General features: G+C 70.8%; 21 protein-coding genes. 13 read left to right on the top strand and 8 right to left on the bottom strand.

The features are described from left to right. Positions 1-138 precede the first annotated feature (138 nt). From ACGFY9_RS25805 to ACGFY9_RS25795, 3 genes are all read right to left on the bottom strand, one after another. Positions 139-1,686, bottom strand: coding sequence for a Na+/H+ antiporter (locus ACGFY9_RS25805; protein ID WP_393757837.1), 1,548 nt, complete (start codon positions 1,684-1,686; stop codon positions 139-141). 12 nt (positions 1,687-1,698) lie between these two features. Next, positions 1,699-1,947: an Atu4866 domain-containing protein gene (locus ACGFY9_RS25800; RefSeq protein ID WP_019069808.1), complete on the bottom strand. Its 249-nt coding sequence runs from the start codon at positions 1,945-1,947 to the stop codon at positions 1,699-1,701. An 81-nt stretch (positions 1,948-2,028) separates the two neighbouring features. Further along, a complete protein-coding gene (locus tag ACGFY9_RS25795) occupies positions 2,029-3,573 on the bottom strand; it encodes an MFS transporter (RefSeq protein WP_393757836.1) in 1,545 nt (514 codons plus the stop codon). On the opposite strand from ACGFY9_RS25795, the gene ACGFY9_RS25790 reads away from it, so the two are divergent. Continuing rightward, positions 3,563-3,757, top strand: coding sequence for a hypothetical protein (locus ACGFY9_RS25790; protein WP_393757834.1), 195 nt, complete (start codon positions 3,563-3,565; stop codon positions 3,755-3,757). The genes ACGFY9_RS25795 and ACGFY9_RS25790 overlap by 11 nt on opposite strands. A gap of 35 nt (positions 3,758-3,792) precedes the next feature. Here ACGFY9_RS25790 and ACGFY9_RS25785 read toward each other — a convergent pair whose 3' ends face one another. Continuing rightward, positions 3,793-5,748 (bottom strand): amidohydrolase, encoded by a 1,956-nt coding sequence (locus ACGFY9_RS25785; RefSeq protein ID WP_393757832.1) that lies wholly within the window; start codon positions 5,746-5,748, stop codon positions 3,793-3,795. A gap of 151 nt (positions 5,749-5,899) precedes the next feature. Between ACGFY9_RS25785 and ACGFY9_RS25780 the strand changes: the two genes are divergently transcribed. From ACGFY9_RS25780 to ACGFY9_RS25760, 5 genes are all read left to right on the top strand, one after another. After that, positions 5,900-6,889 carry a LysR family transcriptional regulator gene (locus ACGFY9_RS25780; protein WP_393757831.1) on the top strand — a complete coding sequence of 330 codons (990 nt, stop codon included), beginning with the start codon at positions 5,900-5,902 and terminating at the stop codon, positions 6,887-6,889. Between the two features lie 126 nt (positions 6,890-7,015). After that, entirely contained in the window at positions 7,016-7,753 is a 738-nt protein-coding gene (locus tag ACGFY9_RS25775) for a YoaK family protein (RefSeq protein ID WP_393757829.1), read from the top strand. Then, positions 7,750-8,571, top strand: coding sequence for an MIP/aquaporin family protein (locus tag ACGFY9_RS25770; RefSeq protein ID WP_393757827.1), 822 nt, complete (start codon positions 7,750-7,752; stop codon positions 8,569-8,571). The genes ACGFY9_RS25775 and ACGFY9_RS25770 overlap by 4 nt, the downstream gene beginning before the upstream one ends. Positions 8,572-8,670: 99 nt before the next feature. Then, positions 8,671-9,399, top strand: a complete 729-nt coding sequence (locus ACGFY9_RS25765) for a hypothetical protein (protein ID WP_393757825.1) — start codon at positions 8,671-8,673, stop codon at positions 9,397-9,399. Next, positions 9,396-9,842, top strand: a complete 447-nt coding sequence (locus ACGFY9_RS25760) for a J domain-containing protein (protein WP_393757823.1) — start codon at positions 9,396-9,398, stop codon at positions 9,840-9,842. Before ACGFY9_RS25765 ends, ACGFY9_RS25760 begins: the two co-directional genes overlap by 4 nt. 10 nt (positions 9,843-9,852) lie before the next feature. On the opposite strand, the gene ACGFY9_RS25755 is transcribed toward ACGFY9_RS25760, so the two are convergent. The 3 genes from ACGFY9_RS25755 to ACGFY9_RS25745 are packed head-to-tail and all read right to left on the bottom strand — an operon-like array spanning position 9,853 to position 12,838. Further along, on the bottom strand, positions 9,853-11,904 hold the full coding sequence (locus ACGFY9_RS25755; RefSeq protein ID WP_393757821.1) for a M48 family metalloprotease: 2,052 nt from the start codon (positions 11,902-11,904) through the stop codon (positions 9,853-9,855). Continuing rightward, positions 11,901-12,608 (bottom strand): RNA polymerase sigma factor, encoded by a 708-nt coding sequence (locus ACGFY9_RS25750; protein ID WP_393757819.1) that lies wholly within the window; start codon positions 12,606-12,608, stop codon positions 11,901-11,903. Before ACGFY9_RS25750 ends, ACGFY9_RS25755 begins: the two co-directional genes overlap by 4 nt. After that, complete coding sequence (locus ACGFY9_RS25745; protein WP_393757817.1) at positions 12,605-12,838, bottom strand: hypothetical protein; 234 nt, start codon at positions 12,836-12,838, stop codon at positions 12,605-12,607. Before ACGFY9_RS25745 ends, ACGFY9_RS25750 begins: the two co-directional genes overlap by 4 nt. Positions 12,839-13,104: 266 nt before the next feature. Between ACGFY9_RS25745 and ACGFY9_RS25740 the strand changes: the two genes are divergently transcribed. The 7 genes from ACGFY9_RS25740 to ACGFY9_RS25710 all read left to right on the top strand — a co-directional run bounded on the left by ACGFY9_RS25740 (position 13,105) and on the right by ACGFY9_RS25710 (position 18,834). Next, positions 13,105-14,169, top strand: a complete 1,065-nt coding sequence (locus ACGFY9_RS25740; RefSeq protein ID WP_393757815.1) for a Rieske 2Fe-2S domain-containing protein — start codon at positions 13,105-13,107, stop codon at positions 14,167-14,169. Next, entirely contained in the window at positions 14,166-14,345 is a 180-nt protein-coding gene (locus tag ACGFY9_RS25735; protein ID WP_327399957.1) for a hypothetical protein, read from the top strand. Before ACGFY9_RS25740 ends, ACGFY9_RS25735 begins: the two co-directional genes overlap by 4 nt. Then, positions 14,342-15,277: a PDR/VanB family oxidoreductase gene (locus tag ACGFY9_RS25730; protein WP_393757813.1), complete on the top strand. Its 936-nt coding sequence runs from the start codon at positions 14,342-14,344 to the stop codon at positions 15,275-15,277. The genes ACGFY9_RS25735 and ACGFY9_RS25730 overlap by 4 nt, the downstream gene beginning before the upstream one ends. 215 nt (positions 15,278-15,492) lie before the next feature. Continuing rightward, positions 15,493-16,461, top strand: coding sequence for an ABC transporter substrate-binding protein (locus ACGFY9_RS25725; RefSeq protein ID WP_393757811.1), 969 nt, complete (start codon positions 15,493-15,495; stop codon positions 16,459-16,461). After that, positions 16,458-17,231 carry an ABC transporter permease gene (locus ACGFY9_RS25720; protein WP_393757809.1) on the top strand — a complete coding sequence of 258 codons (774 nt, stop codon included), beginning with the start codon at positions 16,458-16,460 and terminating at the stop codon, positions 17,229-17,231. The genes ACGFY9_RS25725 and ACGFY9_RS25720 overlap by 4 nt, the downstream gene beginning before the upstream one ends. Beyond that, the gene (locus ACGFY9_RS25715) at positions 17,228-18,007 is read left to right on the top strand and encodes an ABC transporter permease (RefSeq protein WP_393757807.1); all 780 of its coding nucleotides are present in this window, start codon (positions 17,228-17,230) and stop codon (positions 18,005-18,007) included. The genes ACGFY9_RS25720 and ACGFY9_RS25715 overlap by 4 nt, the downstream gene beginning before the upstream one ends. Before the next feature lie 20 nt (positions 18,008-18,027). Beyond that, positions 18,028-18,834 carry an ABC transporter ATP-binding protein gene (locus ACGFY9_RS25710; RefSeq protein WP_393757805.1) on the top strand — a complete coding sequence of 269 codons (807 nt, stop codon included), beginning with the start codon at positions 18,028-18,030 and terminating at the stop codon, positions 18,832-18,834. Here the strand turns inward: ACGFY9_RS25710 and ACGFY9_RS25705 are convergent. Then, positions 18,824-21,004: a discoidin domain-containing protein gene (locus ACGFY9_RS25705; protein WP_393757803.1), complete on the bottom strand. Its 2,181-nt coding sequence runs from the start codon at positions 21,002-21,004 to the stop codon at positions 18,824-18,826. The genes ACGFY9_RS25710 and ACGFY9_RS25705 overlap by 11 nt on opposite strands. Positions 21,005-21,053 lie beyond the last annotated feature (49 nt).

Below are 21,053 nucleotides of genomic sequence, written 5' to 3'. Positions count from 1 at the left end.
TGACGTCGTAACGCGTCGTGACGTCGGTTATGTCGGGTGGCGTGTGGTGGTCCAAGATTCGATCCGCGTCCGCACGGCGACCAGGCCGCCGTTTCCCCAGGTGCGCCGCACCCAGGACGGCGTTCGCTCCCCTACCGCCTACGGCCGCCCCAGCCGGATCTCCTCCACGTCGAGGACCTCCTGCACGGCCCGCAGGACGATGTCGTCGATACGGCCGCTGTCCCGCAGGTCGGTGAGGGCGTCGCGTTTGACCTGGAGCAGGGCGAGTTGGAGACGCCGGGCGCTCTCGCGGCGGTGCGTGGAACCGGGTGCGGGGGTTGTGCGGTCCTCGATGTCCTGGACCATGCGCGAGGTGTCCTCCTCCGCGACCCCGAACCGCTCGGCCAGCGCGGGCAAGGCGTCCAGCGCGGCGCTGCTCAACCGGCAGCGGGCCAGGGTGAGTTCGGCGCTCTTGTCCTCGTCGGCCGGGAAGCGGGCCCGGCGGACCATGGCCGGCAGGGTGGGCCCGAGGAACGTGAGGGTGACGACGATGACGACCGCGGTGATGAACACGACGGCGTCGCGCTGCCCGACGATGCGCCCCTCGACGGTCGTGGCGGGCACGGTCAGCGCGGCGGCCAGCGAGATGGCGCCGCGCATCCCCGCCCAGGCCAGCGGCAGCCGCTGCGGGGCGGTGATCCGGCGGTCCCGCTGCTGCGGTCGCCGGTCCAGGAGCCGCACCAGATAGGGCACCGAGTAGAACCAGAGCAGCCGGGTCCCGAGCACCGCGACACTCACCGCGAGGGCGGCGACCGTCGCCTGCAGGAGAGAAACGGAGGTCAACGCCCGCACCGCAGCCGGTAGTTGGATGCCGACGAGGACGAACAGGGCGCCGTTCAGCAGATAACTCGCCACCTCCCAGAAGGCGACGGCCTGGATGCGGGCCTCGGACCCGATGACCCGCGGCCCGAACCAGGCGGACACCAGACCGCAGACGACGACCGCCAACACACCGGACACATGCAGGAGTTCGGCCGGCAGATAGGCGAGGAACGGCGTCGCGACGCTCAGCACGCTGTGCAACAGCGGTTCGGGAAGCCGACGCCTGACCGGGACGAGGAGCAGTGCGACCGCCGCGCCGATCAGGATGCCTCCGGCGTAGGACGCGACGAAGGCGAGTGCCGTGCCGGACCAGGAGAAGGGGTGTTCGCCGGTGACGACGTCGATGGTCACGGCGAGCAGGACCAGCGCGGTCCCGTCGTTGAGGAGGCTCTCGGTGCGCAGCACGGTGAGGATGCGGCGCGGCATGGCCTTGGCGACCGCGGCGACGGCCGCCGCGTCCGTCGGAGCGAGCACGGCACCGAGGACGAAGGCGATCGGCCGGCCGTAGCCCAGCGCGTGGGCCACGACGGCGACCGCGACGGCGGTGGCGAGGACCAGCCCGGTGGACTGGAGCGCGATGCTGCGGAAGTTGTCGCGGATCTCCCGCACCGAGGAGGTCAGCGCCTCCCAGTACAGCAGCGCGGGCAGGAAGAGGAACAGGACGACGTCCGGGGACAGCGCGAACGACGAGAAGGAGGGTGTCAGCCCCACGAGACACCCGACGGCGAGCAGCAGCAGGGGTTCGCTCAGGCCTGTGCGCCGCGACAGCCAGCCCATGAGCAGGACGGCGGCCGCGACGACGACGATCAGTTCGAGGCTGTCCATGGCCGTACCGGGTTACGCCCGGTATAGGACGAGGTGCTCGTGGAAGAGCACGCCGTCCCGGACGTCACCGGTGGCGGTGAAGCCGGTGTCGTCGACGTAGTCGATGTGGTTGCCGGTGACGGTGTAGCTGCCGGTATAGGCACTCTGCCGGTTCCCGCGGGCCTCGTCGTAGCGGCCGTCGGGGAGGAGTTCCTGCCGGATGTGCCCGTCGGCCGTGACCCACATGCCGACGAAGGGGTGCGGTGCTGCGTTCGTGTTCATGGCTCCACGGTCGCGTTCCCGCACACGGGTAACCAGGCCACGCCTCTCCTGGGTGTCCGGCACCCACCTTCAGATCGTCACTCAGGAAGGGCGGCTCTCCGAGGCGGGCGGGACCGGTCCAACGGCGGCGTCGAAAGCGTGGGTCACCTCGGGGGCGGTGCCGGGCAGGAGCAGGGCGCGGGCGCGGTCCTCGAAGCCCCGGTCGGTCGTGGTGAGCCGGTTGTGGTGCTGGGCGAGGTGCTCGGACCAGGTGCTGACGAGGTAGTTCTCGATGAACCGGCCGGGTTCGTTGCCGTCCTGGAAGAGGCCCCACGTGATGGCGCCGGTGCGGCGGCGGGAGTGGGCCACACGGTTCATGGCGTCGATGAACGCCGCGCTGTCGTCCGGTGCGACGCGATACTCGACGGAGACCAGCACCGGGCCGTCGGAGGGGCCGGGCACGAAGACCAGCGGCGGGGTCGGCCAGTGGTCGGAGAGGGTCGGATCGATGCCTTCCATGCCGTAGAGCCGCCATCGGTAGAGGCTGAGCGCGCTCAGCACCATGACGGCGGCGCCGATGAGGAGGGCGGTGGTCAGGCCCAGTCCTTGCACCAGGGCGCCCCACACGGGGGCGGCTACGGCCTGGCCGCCCTGGAAGACGAGCAGGTAGACGGCGAGGCCGCGGGCCCGGACCCAGCCGGGGAGGCGGGTCTGCATCGCCGCGTTGAGGGTGGACAGGACGCCGATCCAGGCCACCCCGGCGGGCAGCAGCACGAGCACCGCGAGCCAGGTGACGTGCACGGTGGCGAGGACCAGCAGGACGAGGGCGAACACGATGGCGCCGGCGCCCAAGATGCCGTTGATACCGAGGTGTTGGCGCAGCCACGGCAGTGCGAACGCGCCTGCCACCGCGCCGACACCGACCGCGCCGAGCAGCAGGCCGTAACCGCCCGAGCCCAGCCCGAGGGAGTCGGCGGCGATGAGCGGGAGCAGGGACCACAGGGCAGCCGCGCCGGGGATGAACAGGGCGGTGCGCAGCAGGACGCGGCGGATGCCTGGAGCGTTCCAGACGTAGCGGCGGCCCGCGTACACCGCGGTCAGGAGCCGTTCCTGCCGGTCGGCGGGGAAGGTGGTCTTCGGGCGGTGCCACAGCACCAGTACGGCGGCGATCCCGAGGAACGACACCGCGTTGAAGCCGAACACCCAGCCCGCGCCGGCCGCCGCTACCACGACACCGCCGAGCGCCGGACCGACCGCCCGCGCGAGGTTCATGTTCACCGCGCCCAGCGCGGACGCCTGCCCCAACTGCTCCCGCTCCACCAGCTCCGGCTGGATGGCCTGCCACGACGGCCCCATCAAGGCGGTCCCGCAGCCGAGAAGGAAGGTCAGGACCAGCAGGGGTACGGCGGACAGCTCGTCCGCGAAGGCCAGCACGGTCAACACCGCGGACACGGCGAACATCGCGAACTGCGCGACCAGCAGCAGCCCTCGTCGGTCGAACCGGTCCGCGAGCACACCCGAGGGAAACGCCAGCAGCACGATCGGCAGACTCGACGCCGTCTGGACCAGCGTCACCATGGTCGCCCCGTGCCCGAGCAGCAGCCACTGCGCGCCGACGGTCTGCATCCAGGTGCCGATGTTCGACACGAACTGGGCGATCCACAGCGCCCGGAACACCGGCCGGCCCAACGGCGCCCAAGCCGAGGCGGACCGCGCGCTGCTCCCCGTCGTCGTACTCGCGCTCATGCTGCTGCTCCCGGAGCGAGGTGTGCGGTCGGTCGAGAAGAAGGTACGGCAGCTCAGTGCGGGTCGGGCCACCAAGCCGCCGTAAATCCGGACCCGCCAGTGGACCGGTCCAGCAGTCGGTCAGAAGCAGCCGTCGAGCGGGTCGAGCGCGCCGCCGACCTGGTGCGGCACCTGCGGTACGCGCTCGAAGTCGCCGCGCCGGTCGCGCCAGGCGCGCTGCTCCTCCGAGTCGGCGGCGGCGTCGACGAAGGCTCGGGCCTGCCGGGCGCCCGATGCCTCTGACGCCCCGGTCAGCCCTGTTGCCCCGGCCCTCGCCTGGAATCCGCCGAAGCGGGCCACCGGGCTCCAGGCCGGGATGATCTCCGGGAGTGGGGCGGCGATGTTCTCGTAGTCGCCGACCGCGTGCACGACCTTGCCGCCGGCCACGGTGAGCAGGGCCTCGATACGGTCGATGTCCTCGTCGGCGACGGAGAAGTAGTCGGCGGAGAGCACGGCCAAGTCGCCGTACTTGCCCTCGGTGATGGTGCCCTTCACGTCGGCCTCGCCGGTGAGGTGGGCGCCCGCGGTGGTGTACATCTCCAGGGCTGTGGAACGGTCCACGCGGTTCTCGGCCGGGTAGAGGAGCGTGTCGCCGATGGTGCGGCCGGTGACCAGCCACGACAGGGACAACCACGGGTTATAGCTGGAGACGCGGGTGGCGTCGGTACCGGCGGCGACCAGCAGACCGGTGTCGCGCATGGCGCGGATCGGGGGCGCGGTCGCGGCGCGCTCGGCGCCGTAGCGGTCGATGAAGGCCTTGCCCTGGAACATCATGCGGTTCTGGACGGAGACGGCGCCGCCGAGGGCCTTGATCCGCTCCAGGCTGCTCCGGCTGACGGTCTCGGCGTGGTCGAACAACCACCTCGTCCCGTCCGGGAATCCGCCGTCCGCGGCGATCTTCTCGAAGACGTCGAGGTCCTGGCGGATCGTCTCGTCGTAGGTGGCGTGGAGGCGGAAGCCCCAGCCGTTGTCGAGCAGCAGCCGGGCCGCCGCGTCGAGGTCTTCCCTTGCGCGGGCGGTGAGTTGGGGGCGGGGCTCGGCGAAGTTCTCGAAGTCGGCCGGGGACCAGGCGAGGTTCTCGCCGGCGCCGTTGCAGCGCAGCCATTCGTCTCCGTCGCCGGGGCTGACCATGCCGATCCAGCGGCGCAGGTCGTCGAGTTCCTGCCCGGCGGTCTGCGGGAACAGGTGGTAGGCGATCCGGACCGTCAACTCCCCGCGCTCCGCAAGCTCGGTGACGGCCGCGTAGTTGTCGGGGAAGTTCTGGAAACCGCCTGCCGCGTCGATGGCGCTGGTGATGCCGAAGCGGTTCAGCTCGCGCAAGTAGTGCCGGGTGGAGCCGAGTTGGTCCTCGGAGGCGAGGATCGGGCCCTTGGCGAGGGTGGAGTAGAGCAGTCCGGCGGCGGGCGCGGCCAGCAGCACGCCGGTGGGGTTGCCCGCGAAGTCGCGGACGATCTCGCCGCCGGGCGGATTCGGCGAGTCCCGCGTGAAGCCGACGGCCTCCAGCGCGGCCCGGTTGAGGATCGCCGACTGGTACAAGTGCAGGACGAACACAGGGGTGTCGGGCGCGGCGGCGTTCAACTCGGACACGGTCGGCAGCCGCTTCTCCGCGAACTGCTCCCCCGTCCAGCCGCCAACCACCCGTACCCACTGCCCTGTTGGCGTGCGCTCGGCCTGCTCCCGCAGCATGCGCAGGGCGGTGCGCAACGACCGTACGCCGTCCCAGCGCAGTTCGAGCAGATAGTTCAACCCGCCCCGGATGACGTGCAGATGGGAGTCGTTGAGGCCGGGGATCACTCGCCGGCCGAGTGCGTCCACGACGCGAGTGGCGGGGCCGATGTGCGGGGCGACGGTCGCGTCATCTCCCACGGCCGTGAAGACACCGTCGGTGATGGCCACGGCGGACGCGGCGGGGCGGGCGGGGTCGCCGGTGTGGATACGACCGTTGCGGACGACGAGTTGCGCGGGGTGCTGGACCCCGTCGTAGGGGCGTATGCCACCTACGGGCATGGTGCCCGCGAGCATGGTGCTGCTGGACATGGAGGCTCCTCGGAACAGGTGAGGCGAGGGGAGGTGGAGGGCGGTCGTCCGGCGACACCCCAGACGCTAGGTCTGCGACAATGGATCGGTCCAACACATGGTTCTGCTTGCATCGATCTCCGAGGCAGCTGGATGGAAAGACGGGCGCGGGATGGACCTGAGGCACCTGAAGTACTTCCTCGCCGTCGCCGAGACCCGCAACTTCACGCAGGCGGCGGCCAGTTGCTATGTCGCACAGTCCGCCCTGAGCCAGCAGATCGCCCGGCTGGAGAAGGACGTGGGCGCCCAGTTGTTCAGCCGCACCAGCCGTTCCGTACGACTGACGGCCGCCGGGGAGCTCCTCGAACCGCTGGCCCGCCGCATCCTCGCCGACGTCGACAACGCCCGGGCCGCGCTCGACGCGCTCTCCGGGCTGCGGCGCGGGCGGCTGCGCCTCGGCCTCGTCCAGACGCGGGCCTCCTCGGTCGACCTGGTCGAGGTGATGGCCGACTACCACGCCCGCTACCCGGGCATCGACTTCCATGTCACCAACGCGCCCAGCGCGGAGATGGCCGCCGCGGTCCTGGCCGGGGACCTCGACATCGCGATCGTCGGCCTCGGCCCGCGGCAGATCCCGGACGGGCTCGACCACGAGGTCCTGGCGGCCGACCCGCTGGTCCTGATCGTGCCCGCCGACCACGCGCTGGCCGACAGCGGTGACGTCGTCGACCTCGGCGACCTGCCGGAGAGCCACCAGCTCATCCAGTTCACCCGGGGCAGCGGTCTGCGCCGCCAGGTGGAGGCCGCGTTCGCGCGCGCCGGGGTGGAACCGGGCCAGCACTTCCAGGTCGGCCAGATCCAGGACATGATCCGGCTGGCGGCACGGGGCATCGGCGTGACGGTCGTACCGCGGTCGTCGGTGTTCGACGACCCGGCGCCGGGCGCGAGCCTCCGGGACGCCCTGCCGTACGGCGCCCGCGCACTCCGCATCGCGGACGAGGCGGCGGTGCACACCATCTGCGCGGTCCACGACAGCAAGCGGCTGTCGCCGGCCGCGGCGGCGTTCCTCGACGTGGTCGAGCGGCACGCGATCAGGGACCGGGCCGATGGACCGGTCCAAGAAACCGATCGATCGGTTCAGGAAGCTGATCGATCTATTTAGGAGATCGCTGCACCCGCATCCATATGTTGGACGTACCGCTCCCGTGGCGCGACGCTCGGAAGAGAGAACGGAACCGGAAGAGGAAGCCGGGAGACCGGGTGACGTCCACCGAATGGGAGCAATGCCATGTCTGCCGTACTGCGCGACGCGTGGACCACGGTCGTCCCCGACATGGAGGACCGGCACGGCCCGCTCCCTCCCCTGATGCTCGCGCTCACGGTGGTGACCGGGCTCGTGGACGCCTTCAGCTACCTCGTCCTGGGCCATGTCTTCGTCGCCAACATGACCGGCAACGTCGTCTTCTCCGGCTTCGCGATCGCCGGCGCGGCGGGCTTCTCCCTGGCCGCCTCGCTCGCCGCACTGGCCGCGTTCGCCCTCGGCGCCCTGCTCGGCGGCCGGCTCGCGCACGGGGCCGGCGCCCACCGAGGACGGGTCCTGCACCTGGCACTGCTGCTGGAGACGACCCTGGTCCTGGCGGCGTACGTCGTAGCCCAGGTCGCCGACATCTCCCACGTGACCACGGCCGTCCAGTACTCGTTGATCGCCCTCCTCGGCCTGGCGATGGGCGTGCAGAACGCCACCGCCCGCGCCCTGGCCGTACCCGACCTGACCACGACCGTGCTGACGCTCACCATCACCGGAGTCGCTGCGGACAGCCGTCTCGCGGGCGGCAAGGGCAGCAAGGTCGGCCGCCGCGTGCTCTCGGCCGGAGCGATGTTCGCCGGCGGTCTGGCCGGAGCCGTCACGGTCGAGCACGGCGGCCGCGCCCTGCCCCTGCTGTTCGCCGCGGTGCTGCTGGTGGCGGCCTCCGTCACCGCGTTCGTCCTGACCCGCTCCGACGCCTCGTGGACGAAACCGCTGTGACCAGAGCCGTCGTGAAGGAACCCGCTGCGAAGGACGCGTCCGCAAGTCTCCGGTGGCGGCGCACACTTCACTCCGCGATCCTCGAACTCGCCCTGACCGCCCTCATGTTGTTCGTCGTGGCCACCACGGTCCGCTGGCTGATGGGCACCATCGACCCGGCTGACGGCGGCTGGTGGAACACCCCGGAGGGCAGACTCCTCGCGGTGGCCCCCCTCTCCGGCTACACGGTCACCGCCGTCATGCTCTCCCCCTGGGGCCGGCTGACCGGTGGCCACATCAACCCGGCGATCACCCTCGCGATGTGGCGCTACGGCCGTACCCCGGGCCGCGATGTCGCGCCGTACATCGCCGGTCAACTGAACGGATCGCTGCTCGGCATCGCGGCCGGACGACTGGTCTGGGGCCCGGCGTTCGCCTCCCCGGTCGTGGACTTCGCCGTCATCCGCCCTGCGCCCGGCTGGAGTTGGGCCTCCGTCGGCCTGATCGAGACCGCCACGATGTTCGTCATCGTCGCCGTCGCCGGAATCGCCGTCTCCAGCCGCCGACTCGGCCCGTTCACCCCGTGGGCGGTCGGCACGATGATCGCCGCCCAGATCATCGCGTTCGGCACTCTGTCGGGCGGAATCGCAAACCCCGCGCGGGAGTTCGGGCCGGCGGTGTTCGCGGGGGCGCCCTCCCTCCTGCCCGTCTATCTGCTCGCCCCGCCGCTCGGGGCGCTCGGGGCGACGGTCGTGATCAACCGGGTCCACGCCCGCCGCACGACAACGCCGGCACAGGCACCGGCCGCGAAGGAACCGGCGTCGGCTCCCCACCCGTAGCCGAAGGTCTCACGGCCGGGCCGCGCTCTTCCCTGGCGGAAGCGGCACGGTCACAATGGACGGCCTGTGCCGGCGGATCCGCGCCCTGGGAGGTCCCGTATGGCGTCGCAACCCGTGCCCCGGCCGAAGGCCGGGCCGGTGGATCGTGGGGCCGGGCCGCTTCCTGTTCCGGGACGCGCCGCGGAGGTGGACGCTCCGGTGCACGACGCCGCGACGCTCGGGTTGGTCGACCTGCCCGGCCGCGAGTACTGGTGGCGTGAGCTGAGCACGGCGGCCCGCGACCGGATGGTGACCCGGGTCGGTCCGATCGTCGAGTGGTGGGCGTACTGCCACCCCACGGACCACGAACGCCCGTACGCGGTGGTGTTCGGTGAGCGGGGCCTCGCGGTGGCCACGCCGACCGTCAACGACCGGGGCGGGCCCGCGCAGTCGATCACGGTCCTGCCGTTCGTACCGTCGTCGTTGCGGCACGCGGTGGTCGTGCAGAAGCCGAGACGGCCGCGCTCCGGCCGTCCCGCGTTGCCGGGCGGCGACGAGCAGCGGGAGTACGACGAGGAACTGCCGCTGCCGGCGCGCTTACGCGGATTTCTCGGCAATCTGCCCGTGGAGGCGCAGGCACGGTTGCAGCGGCCGTTCATCAACGGCGACACGTTCACCCAAGGGAACTGCTTCTACTCCGGCTACGACGACGAGTTGGACGTCTGGTGCTACCTGGCCGGGCGGCGGTGGGTGACCTTCGTGTCGGGGCACGGCTCGGGTCTGTCCGGTCCCGCGCACCGCGCGTCGTGGCGGCTGATCTGCCGGCAGGCCGAGGTCGCGGCGCGGTGACCGCGGCGGACGAACCGGACTTCTACGGTGTGCTCGGCATCCCGGCCGGTGCCACCAGGGCCGAGATCGTGCGCGCGTTCCGCCGACGGGCCCTGACCCACCATCCCGACCGCGGCGGCGACGCGAAAGCCTTCCAGGACGCGCGCCGGGCCTACGAGACACTGTCCGACCCGGTACGGCGCAAGGCGTACGACCGTCGCCGCGCGGCGCCGCCACGTGACGCGCCCGGCACCACCACCGAACCGCCGCCGGCAGCCGACCCCTTCGAGTGGGCCTCCGGTGCCGGCCCGAGCACCGGCGCCGGCCCGGGCCCCGTCCGTGACCAGGGGATGTACGCCGGTTCCTTCCCGGCGCACGATCCCGACTCCTCGTGGCGGCGGGCCGACCGGTTCGCCTGGTGGAAACCCGTCGACGAACCGCGGCCGAAGCGACGCCGGCGCTGACCCGCTTCGGTCACCGGCAGTCCGCTGCCACGATCCCGGAGCCCTTCCCCTCCGCCGGTACCAACAGCATCTGTCCCACGGTGAGATCGGTCCTCCTTCCCATGTCGTTGCGTTCCTGCAGGTCCTCGACGGTCGTGCCGTACTCGCAGGCGAGGGCGGACAGCGTGTCACCGCGTACGACGAAATGGATGCGGAAGTAGAGGGAGGGCGTCGGCCGCAGGATGGGCTCGGTGAAGACCGGCAGGGGCAGCCGCGCGGTGTAGCCCGGCGTCGGCAGGGCATCGGTGTAGCTGGGCCACGGCGTGTACCGCGAGGCCGCCGCCGTCGGCAGCCCGGGGCGGTAGGACTGCCCGTAGGGCTGGGAGGAGTCGGAGCCGAGCAGGGCGATCCCCCACACCATCCCCGTCACGATCACGGCGCCCATGGTCACCTTGGCGACCTTGCGCTGCCGCGCGAGTTCTTCGACGACCAGGTCCGGCGCGCTCCTGGTGCTCCTCCGGGCGGTTGTCCGTCCGGCCGGTGCGGCCACGGTACGCAGGGCCAGTACGACCGGCGCCTCGATGTCCAGTCCGAGGCGCGCGAGTTCGCCGCGCAGGGCCGGTACCGCCGTCTTGTCGCGTGCGGCGGCCGCGACGAGGTCGTCCAGGCGTCCGCGCGGGTCCTGGAGGCAGTCCAGGAGGTAGCCCTGGGTCCAGCTGAGCACCCAGCGCGCGCGGCCCGCGCCGGCCAGTGCCTGTCCGGTCAGCGCGTACAGGGCCTCGGCGAGCTGCTCCTCGGGCTCGGGTGCGTCGGTGAGACGGCGTATCAGCTGTGTCTGCTCTCCGCGTTCCAGCAGGCCGAGCACGGTGGCGAGAGTCGGGCGCGCGATCGCACGGGAGTCGCTCGCCGCGTCGAGCAGCAGGCTCGCGAGTTCGATGGCGAACGCCTCGGCGGCCAGGTCGGCCCACTCCGTCCGGGGCAGCGCTGTCGCCGAGTGCCCGAACTCGCCGAGCATCCTGCGCTGCACCCGGGGCACCGGGGACGGGTCGGCGACCAGCGGGCCCTCCTCGACGAGCGTCCCCCGGGGCCCGGCGGGCATCGCCTCGATCAGGGCAAGCCGTCGGGCCAGCGGTGGATGGGAGTCCAGCGGGGAACGGCCCGACTCGACCGGATGCGCGCGCAGTTCGGCCATCCGCTCGCGCACCAGCGGATCGCCCACCATGGCGGTGAACGCCTCGAACACGTCCTCGGGCACGAACCCGAGCCGCTGCACGGGCCGTAGATACCGGCTCTCGAACCCGGCCCAGGTGATGCCGAGCGCGTGGACGGCGCGCAGTGCCTGGGCGGTCACCTCGGGACCGACCGCGGCGGCCGCCTCCGCGTCCGCCTCCAACTCCTGGCGTCGGCGCACCGCCAGCGACAGGCGCAGATACACCCAGGCATAGGCGCCGATCGCCGCCTGGAACAGCCATGCGTACCCGATGCGGGCCTCGTCCGACCGCGCGGTCATCCGCAGCCGGAACAGGGTGGAGCGCAGCGACGCGGCCCCTCTGTAGGTGATCGCGCCGAACTGGGTGTGCCGGCCCGCGTAGTGCCCGAGTTCATGGCAGAGCACGGCCCGCAGCTCCACGGGCTTCAGCCAGAGGAGCAGCGGCACACCCAGGTTCATGGTCCGCTCACCGACCGCGAACCCGAGCAGCCGCGCGTCCTCCGACACCGACGCGTTGGCCTGCGACGTCAGGTGGATCCGGCTGGGCGGCCGGGTGCGCAACTGCCCGGCCAGCTCCTCGACCAGCCGCCACAGGCCGGGCGCGTCGGTGCGGCGCAGGAGAACCGCGTCGGGCGGGGGCTCCTCCGTGCGGCTCACCGTGGCTATCCCGTACACCAGGGCGGAGGCCGCCGGGATGCTGCTGCCCACGACGAGCGCCCAGTTGCCGCCCTGTGAAGGGAGTTCGACGATCCCCCACAGCATGAAGCAGACGAGTGCCGCGTCGGCCGCGAGGAGGGTGAACGCCACGACGTAGAACCCGGCGAGCATCCCCACGGCGAACAGCCCGCGCAACCACGCCAGGACAGTCGTCACCGGCTCTCTCCCCGTCTGCGGTCCAGCGCGGCCCGCGCCCGGGTGAGCGCCTCCGGGTCCGCCTCGACGGCCGCCCGCAGCCATGCCTCCGCGGTGCGCAGGGCCATGACGACGGGGTCACGGCCGAGGCCGATCCGGCTCGCGTCCATGCGGCCCGGCCGGGCCGGCTGCGGGCCGGACATGAACGGGTCGTGCCTGCTCGTGTCGTCCGCGGCCATGTCCAGCGCCTCCTTGAGCGTCCGGCGCGCCTTGGAGACGTTCGCGGCGACGCCGCCGCGCGTCATCCGCAGCGTCTTGGCGATCTCGTTCTGGGACCAGCCGTGCAGACAGAACAGCACCATCGTGACCCGCTGCCGCGGCGGCAGGGCGGCCAGCAGCCGCAGCGCCTCGCGCGCCTCCGCGCTCTGTTCGGGGCTCGCCCGGACCGGCACCGGCACATCCGGCAGCCGGTCCTGACCCGTTCTGCGCCTGCGCTGGGTCTTCCACAGCCGCTGGACCGAGACCCGGTACACCCACGCCTCGGGCAGCTCGTACCCGGCGATGCGGTCCCAGGCCCGGTAGGCCTCCAGGAACGCCTCCTGGGTGACGTCCTCGGCGTCCTCGCGGCTGCCGCAGAGCATGATCACCTGTGCCAGGACACGTCCGTACGCGCACGCGAAGAAGGTCTCGAAGTCCCGTTGCCCCGGGGCCTGTTCGGTGCTCACCGGTGCTCCGCCCCGGCCCGCTCGACGGCCGCCGCCGAGCGCGCGACCAGCGTCTCGCCGTCGGCGCGCGTGACCTCGACCGTGCCGCCGGGCCCGGCCGCCCGCACGACCGTGGCCAGCGCGTGCGCCCGCGCACGCTCCCGCACCGGCTGCGTCCACAGCGCCGCCAGCGCGTACACCAACTGTGCACAGGCCGGCACCACGACCACCACCACAGGTTCGACAACCATGTCAGGGTCCCTTCCACAGGATCACAGCAGCGACACCCTGATACAGCCGTCAGTGCCCAACTGGTTTACCCGGTACGGGAATTCCGGGACCTGGACCCATGACGGCGGCACCGTCGAGCTCGTACGGCCGTCGACCGGTGCCGCGTTGTCGCGGCCGGGCGCACAGGCACTTCCCGCACCCCCTTCCGTGACGCGGAAGAGCTCTTGCGGCGCCGTGGCGCCCTTCCGGACGATGTCGCCATCACCCAACGACGGGAGCCGCAACGATGCCGCACACCACCGCCTTCGCCAGGAACCAGTGGTACGTCGCCGCCTACAGCCACGAGGTCGGCCGCGACCTGCTCGGCCGGACGATCCTCGGCGAACCCCTCGTCTTCTACCGCACCGAGGACGACGGCACCGCCGTGGCGCTGCACGACCGGTGTGTGCACCGGCGGTTCCCGCTCTCCGAGAGCCGCCTCGACGGGGACCGGATCGTGTGCGGGTACCACGGCTTCACCTACGACACGACGGGCACCTGCGTGTACGTGCCGGGGCAGAAACGCATCCCCCGCACCGCTCGCGTCGCCTCGTACCCGGTGGTCGAGCAGGACGCGCTGGTCTGGGTGTGGATCGGCGACCCGGCGCTCGCGGACCCGCAGGTCATCCCCCGCGCCCCGCACCTCGCCTCCCCCGACTGGGTCACCGTCAGCGGCATGGAACCGATCGACGCCGACTACGGCCTCCTCGTCGACAACCTCCTCGACCTCTCCCACGAGACGTATCTGCACGGCGGTTACATCGGCTCCCCCGAGGTCGCCGAGACGCCGATCACCACCGAGGTCGACGAGGGCGCCGGCGTCGTACGGGTGAGCCGGCACATGGACGACGCCGAGTGCCCGCCGTTCTACGCCAGGTCCACCGGGATACAAGGGCGGATCACCCGCTGGCAGGACATCGAGTACCACGCGCCGTGCCTGTATCTCCTGCACAGCCGGATCGCCCCGGTCGGTGTCCTCCCCGAGGAGGACGGCAGCGACCCGAACGGTTTCCACACCGAGATCACCTACGCCATCACGCCCTCGTCGGACGGCAAGGTGTACGACTTCTGGGCGGTCTCGCGCGACTGGGCCACCGGCGACGCCGAGGTCACCGAGTTCCTGCGCGGCAACAACCACACGGTCGTCATGCAGGACGTCGACGCGCTCAACCTCCTTCAGAAGACGCTGGGTTCGGAGCGCGGCGGCTACCAGGAGCTGAGCATCAACATCGACACCGGCGGTCTCGCGGCCCGCCGTATCCTCGCCCGGCTGGTCGAGGAGGGCGCCAAGCCCGTGGAGAAGGTCCAGTGACCGCTCCGACCGGCGAGGTCTACCGCATCGACTGGCTGCCGGGGACGGACATCCTGCACGGCACCTGCCACTGCGGCCGCGAGCACACGTCGCAGGACCCGATCGAGATGTGGGAGTGGATGCTCGCCCACCCCCGCGGCCACGCCGTCGACGATGCGCAGGGAGCCGACGCATGACCACTTACGAGGCCGAACTCGTCGTGGAGGGAAGGGAGTTCGCAGCCGACGGTGTCCTCGCCCTCACCCTGCGCCACCCGCTCGGCGAGCAACTCCCCGCCTGGGAACCGGGCGCCCACATCGACGTCGTCCTCGGCCCCGACCTGGAGCGCCAGTACTCACTGTGCGGCGACCCGGCCGACCGTACGGCATGGCGGATCGCCGTGCTGCGGGAGCCGGACGGGCGGGGCGGATCGGCGTACGTGCACGGGCAGTTGGGGCAGGGCGACAAGGTGCGGGTACGCGGCCCGCGCAACCACTTCCGGCTGGAGCCCGCCCCCCGCTACCGCTTCGTCGCGGGCGGCATCGGCATCACACCCATCCTCCCGATGCTGGCCGCGGCCGAGGCGGCGGGCGCGGAGTGGAGCCTGCTCTACGGCGGCCGCACCCGCAACTCCCTGGCGTTCACGGAGGAGTTGAGCCGTTACGGCGACCGCGTCACCGTAGCTCCGCAGGACAAGGCCGGGCTGCTCGACCTGCCGTCGGTCCTGGACGACGTCCCGGACGGCACCCTCGTCTACTGCTGCGGTCCGGGGCCGCTGCTCGACGCGGTCGAGGCACGGTGCCCCGGCGGCATCCTGCGCGTCGAGCGGTTCCAGCCGAAGGCCCAAGTGGCGGGCGCCGACAGCGAGTTCGAGGTCGTGCTGGAGCAGAGCGGGAAGACGATCACCGTCCCGGTGGGCGTGTCCGTGCTCGACACCGTGCGCGCCGCCGGTGTCGAGGTGCTGTTCTCCTGCACCGAGGGCACCTGCGGGACCTGCGAGACCGATGTCCTCGAAGGCACCCCGGACCACCGCGACTCGGTGCTGAGCGAGGAGGAACGGGCGGCTGGCGAGACGATGCTCATCTGCGTCTCGCGCTGCCGGGGAAAGCGGCTCGTACTGGATCTGTGACGACGCATTCCGGATCTGTGACGACGCGGGCCGGATCCGTGATGACGCCGGACGACACGCCAACAGCGCACTTCGGTAACTGTCAACAATATTGTGAGCACTAGGCATTGACCTGGCCGCGACGGGGCCTTACGTTCCCGCTCAACACCAATTGAGCACCACTGTGCGGTGTGCGCACAGCCTGTCGGAACACCGTCGTCTGCACAGGAGTTGCCATGCGTCGTCTGCTCGTCGGCCTCGCGGCCGGATCCATGCTGGTCGCCGCGTCGGCCTGCGGTTCGTCCGGCAACGGAGCGTCGGACAACACGAGTTCGTCCACCGGCACCACCACGGTCAAGGTGGGGGTCATCCCCATCGTCGATGTCGCGCCGCTCTACCTCGGCCAGAAGGAGGGCTACTTCAGCAAGCACGGCCTGAAACTGTCGATGACGCTCGCGCAGGGCGGCGCGGCCATCGTGCCGGGTGTGGTCAGCGGCCAGTTCCAGTTCGGCTTCTCCAACATGACCTCCCTGATGCTCGCCGAGTCCAACAGCGTTCCCGTGAAGGCCATCGCCAACGGCGTCGCCTCAACGGGCGTCTCCGGCAAGGACTTCGGCGCCCTCGTCGTCAAGAAGGGCAGCACCCTCAAGTCGGCGAAGGAGCTGGAGGGCAAGAAGGTCGCGGTCAACACGCTGAAGAACATCAACGAGACGGCCGTACGCGAATCCGTCCGCAAGGCCGGCGGCGATCCCGACAAGGTCAAGTTCGTGGAGCTGGCCTTCGACCAGATGCCGGCCGCGCTCGACAAGGGCCAGATCGACGCCGCCATGGCCGTCGAACCCGCGCTCACCACCATGTTGAACCAGGGCGCCCAGCAGATCGCCTGGCCGCTGGTCGACGTCGCGCCGAACCTCACCGTCGCCATGTACTTCACGTCGACGGCGTACGCGACCAAGAACCCGGACGTGGTCAAGAAGTTCCAGGAGGCCACCGCCGAGTCGCTGGCCTATGCCGACGCGCACCCGGACGAGGTCCGGCAGATCGTCGCCACCTACACCAAGGTCCCCGCGAGCGTGCTGGCCAAGGTGATCCTGCCCAAGTGGCCCGCCGATCCCAACCGTTCGTCGATCGAGGCGCTGGAGAAGCTGAGCGTGACGGACGGTCTCTTCAAGACGGCCCCCGACCTGGACAAGCTGCTTCCGTGAAGGGACTGAACACCGCACTCGGTGCGGCCGGACTCGCGGCCTTCCTCGCGCTCGGCGAGGTCGTGCCGCGCGTCGGCATCGTCAAGGAAGCCTACTTCCCGCCGACCAGCAGGATCGCGTCCGCGTTCGGGGACGAACTCAAGGACGGTGCGTTCTGGTCGGCGCTCGGCGACACCCTCACCGGCTGGGCCCTGGGCCTGGCGATCGCCGTCGGGGCGGGCATCGTCGCGGGCGTCCTGCTCTCCGTCGTCCCGTACCTCCGCGAGGCGACCGCGTCGACGATCGAGTTCCTGCGCCCGATCCCGTCCGTCGCCCTCATCCCCCTGGCAGTGCTGTTGTACGGCACCGAACTGAAGTCGGTGCTGTTGCTCGTCGTCTACGCCTCCTTCTGGCAGATCCTGATCCAGGTCCTCTACGGCGTCCAGGACGTCGACCCGGTCGCCGAGGAGACGGCACGCTCGTACGGTCTCGGCACCTGGGCCCGGGTCCGCCACGTGCTGTGGCCGAGCGCGCTGCCGTACGTCATGACGGGCGTACGGCTGGCGGCGGCCGTCGCGCTGATCCTCACCATCACCGCCGAACTGGTCATCGGGGCACCGGGGTTGGGCAAGACCATCGCCATCGCGCAGGCCTCCCAGGCGGTGCCCGACATGTACGCCCTGATCGTGGTGACCGGTCTGCTGGGCCTGCTCATCAACGTGGGCGCGCGTACCGTGGAACGGCGGGCACTGGCCTGGCACCAGTCGGTGCGCGGGGAGGTGGCGGTGTGAGGCGGACTCTGCTCCGACTGCTGTTCGCGGTCGCGCTGCCGGCCGTACTGATCGCCCTGTGGTGGCTGGCGTCGGACGGCAGCACCAACGTGTACTGGCCACCCCTGCGCACAATCCTGAAGACCTTCCCCGACGTGTGGACCGGCGACCGCCTCAAGACGGACGTCCTGCCCAGCGTCCTTCGGCTCGCGGCCGGTTACGCCACGGCGGCCGTCGTCGGCGTCGCGCTCGGCACGGTCATCGGCTCGTACCGGCGGGTGCGCGCGGTGTGCGAACCGGTCCTGGAGTTCCTGCGGGCCGTACCGCCACCGGTGCTGGTCCCGGTCATCATGCTGTTCGCGGGCATCGGCGACACGATGAAGATCGTGGTCATCGCGAGCGGCTGCGTCTGGCCCGTCCTCCTCAACACCGTCGAGGGCGTCCGCGCGGTCGACCCGGTCATGAAGGAGACGGCCCTCTCCTACGGCGTCACGGGCGTCGCCCGGCTGCGCACGCTGGTGCTGCGTTCGGCGAGCCCGCAGATCTTCGCGGGGCTGCGCCAGGCGCTGTCCATCGGGATCATCCTCATGGTCATCAGCGAGATGTTCGCGGCCACCGACGGGCTGGGCTTCACCATCGTCCAGTTCCAACGCAGCTTCGCCATACCGGACATGTGGACGGGCATCCTCGTTCTCGGGATCCTGGGGTTCCTGCTCTCCGTCGTCTTCCAGGTGGTCGAGCGGCGGGTGCTCGGCTGGTACCACGGCCTGCGCGCGGCCTCCCGCCGGTCCTCGTGAAGCTCATGAAAGGGCGGTCCATGCACGCGCAACTTGACGTATCCGGCCTGCACAAGGTCTACGAGGGTTCCGGTCGCCGGGTGGAGGCGGTGCGGGACCTCACCTTCACCGTCGACGCCGGCGAACTCGTCTGTCTCGTCGGCCCGTCGGGCTGCGGCAAGACGACCCTGCTGAAGTGCATGGGCGGGCTGCTCACCCCGACCGCGGGCGAAGTCCTCCTGGGCGGAAGGAAGGTGAGCGGTCCGCCGCCCGGGATGGCGTTCGTGTTCCAGGAGTACGGGCGCAGCCTCTTCCCCTGGATGCGGGTCGGCGAGAACGTCGAACTCCCTTTGAAGCAGAAGAACTTGTCGAAGGCCCGACGGCGTGAGCTGGTCGCGGACGCACTGGAGTCGGTGGGGCTGACGGAGGCCGCGGGGGCGTATCCGTGGCAGTTGTCCGGCGGGATGCAGCAGCGGGTCGCGATCGCGCGTGCGCTGGCGTACGAGCCCGAAGTCCTGCTGATGGACGAGCCGTTCGCGGCGGTGGACGCGCAGACCCGGGCCGATCTGGAGGACCTGGTACGCGGGTTGTGGCGGGAGCGCGGCATCACGATCCTGTTCGTGACCCACGACATCGACGAGGCCGTGTACTTGGGCGAGCGTGTGGTCGTGCTGTCCGCGTCGCCGACCGTCGTGCGGGAGCAGCTGAAGGTCGATCTGCCCGCGGAACGCGACCAGTTGCACACCCGGGTCGCCCCGCGCTTCGCCGAACTGCGGACCCACGTCTACGAGCAGATCCAGGCGGCGAAGCGCGGGACACTCCCGGTCCAGGACCGGCTCACGAAGTGAGATACGCCTCCACTTCACTCAACTGTGCCGCGGGCCAGCCGGTGTTGGCGGTGACGTTGAGCCGCAGGTAGCGCAGGTTCGTACTGCTCGGCAGGGCTACGGTGACCGTGTTTCCGGTCGCCGGGTCGAAGCGGTAGCCGGTGAAGCCGACGACGGTCGAGTAGGTGGAACCGTCGGTGCTGCCCAGCACGGACAGCGTCTGCGTGCGCGCACCCCATGCGGAGGACGGCGGCAGCTTCAACACCAGCCTGCGTACTGCCTGGTTGGAGCCGAGGTCGACCGTCCAGGCCTGCGGGAAGGCGTTGTTGGCGGACTCCCAGTAGGAGTTCGTGTCGCCGTCGACCGCCTTGCCCGGCGTGTAGACGTCCTGCGAGCCGGTCGCGGTGGCCGGGCGGCCCTTGGCGAGGTTGGCGTTCTGGTCCGGGGGCGGGTTGCCCTGACCGGGCTGCGGCCAGGTCGAGCAGTCCGACCATGTGCTGCTCCAGCCGGAGTTGCCGCCGCCGTCGGTGACGGTGAAGACCCCGGAGCCGGACGGGTAGGGGCAGTTGTAGATACCGGCCGCGCCGACGCCGGTGGCCTGTACGTTGCTGAACCTGGCCGCGCCCTGCGCCTCGGCCTGGACGACGACCGTGCCGGTGTTCTGCACGGTGGCGCCGCTGACGGTGACGTTGCCGGTCGAGTAGCCGTGGCCGCCGCCGGACACGAACTCGAAGGCGCTGTAAGGGCTGTTGGTGATCGTCGTGTTGGTGATGTTGACGGTGGCGTTGACCGCGCTGTCGTAGGAGTCGACGCGCAACGCGCCCATGGGATGGCCCCAGTTGGGGTTGATCGCGCCGGTGCGGACGAGGGTGTTGCCGTCGACCGTGATGGTCCCGGCGAGTGGCGAGAAGGGGTCGAGGAACTTCTGGTTGGAGATCGCGATGCCGCTGCCGAGGGCGTTGGTGTCGGAGACCAGGTTGTTCCTGACCGCGATGTTCGTGCCGCCGTAGATCGCGATGCCATTGGCGAGGTTCGGCTGCGAGATGGTGTTGTTCTCGAAACTGCTGTTGGTGTCCGGGGAGTTGAGCGACCACATGGCGAGGGAGTCGTCGCCCTGGTCGCGGAGGAAGTTGTTGCGGACGATCACGCCGTGAGCGCTGCCGTTGAGGTTGAGGCCGTCGGCGGTGGTGTCGAGGATGCGGTTGTTCTCGACGACGAGGTTGTCGTTGTTGCCCGTCAGCCAGAGGCCGACCTTCAGGTGCTGGATCCACATGCCGGAGACCGAACTGCCCGGACCCAGCAACCCGTTGACGAAGTTGTCCGGGTTGGAGTCGACGCGTTCGGTGACCTCGCCGATGACGGCGAAGTCCTTGATGTGGACGCCGCCGGAGGAGCTGGACTGGTCGATGAAGCGCGAGGTGTGCACGACCGAGTACCACTGGCCGGCGCCCTGGAGCGTCACGTTCTGCACACCGCTGAGGGAGGAGGTGAGCCGGTAGTCGCCCGGGGGAATCCACACCACTCCCCCTTGGGCGGCGGAGATGGCGTCGCGGAAGGCCTGGGTGGAGTCACCCGCGCCGCTGGGGTCGGCGCCCTTGGAGACCACGGACACGGACCCGGCGGGCTGCGCGGCGGCCCCGGCGACCTGCTCGAAGTCGGCCACGTCCACGGTGACTTGGGTGCCCGTCGACACGAACGCGACCTTGTCGCCCTGCTGCACGTTCTGGCCGAGCAGGAGCCGGGAGTTGTCGAAGAAGTGGTGCGTCTTGGCGCCCGCGATCCAACTGGTGTCGACGTAGGAGTACTTGGACGTGACGGCGAGTGTCTTGCTGATCTTGACGCCGTTCACGTACACGTCGAGGCTGCCGCTCTGGCCGTCCGGGACGCTGTAGGACACGTTCACGGCGTTGGCCGCGCGCGGCACGGTGAACTCGACGCGCTGCCCGGAGGTGAGCCGTACGGCCTGCCGTCCGGAGGCCTCGGAGGCGAGGGTCCCCTGGGTGTAGTCGGGGCCGATCTTGGTGCCGGTGGTGGTGGCCGACTCGGCCTCGACGGAGGTGAAGGGGAGGGAGGCGCCCGAGGCTGCGTGGGCGGCGGCGGGGGTCAGGGCGACGAGCGTGCCGGCGGCGAGCGCGACGGCCGCACCGATCATTGGCATGCGCCTGACAGATCTGAAGGTGGTGCTGTGCATGTGCTGATCCCTTCGAGGTGGGGGTGCGGGGATAGCGGATGCAGGGTGA

This window comes from Streptomyces sp. NPDC048504 (assembly GCF_043200035.1).
GTDB lineage: Bacteria > Actinomycetota > Actinomycetes > Streptomycetales > Streptomycetaceae > Streptomyces.
This window is presented reverse-complemented; position numbering and strand designations above follow the sequence as displayed.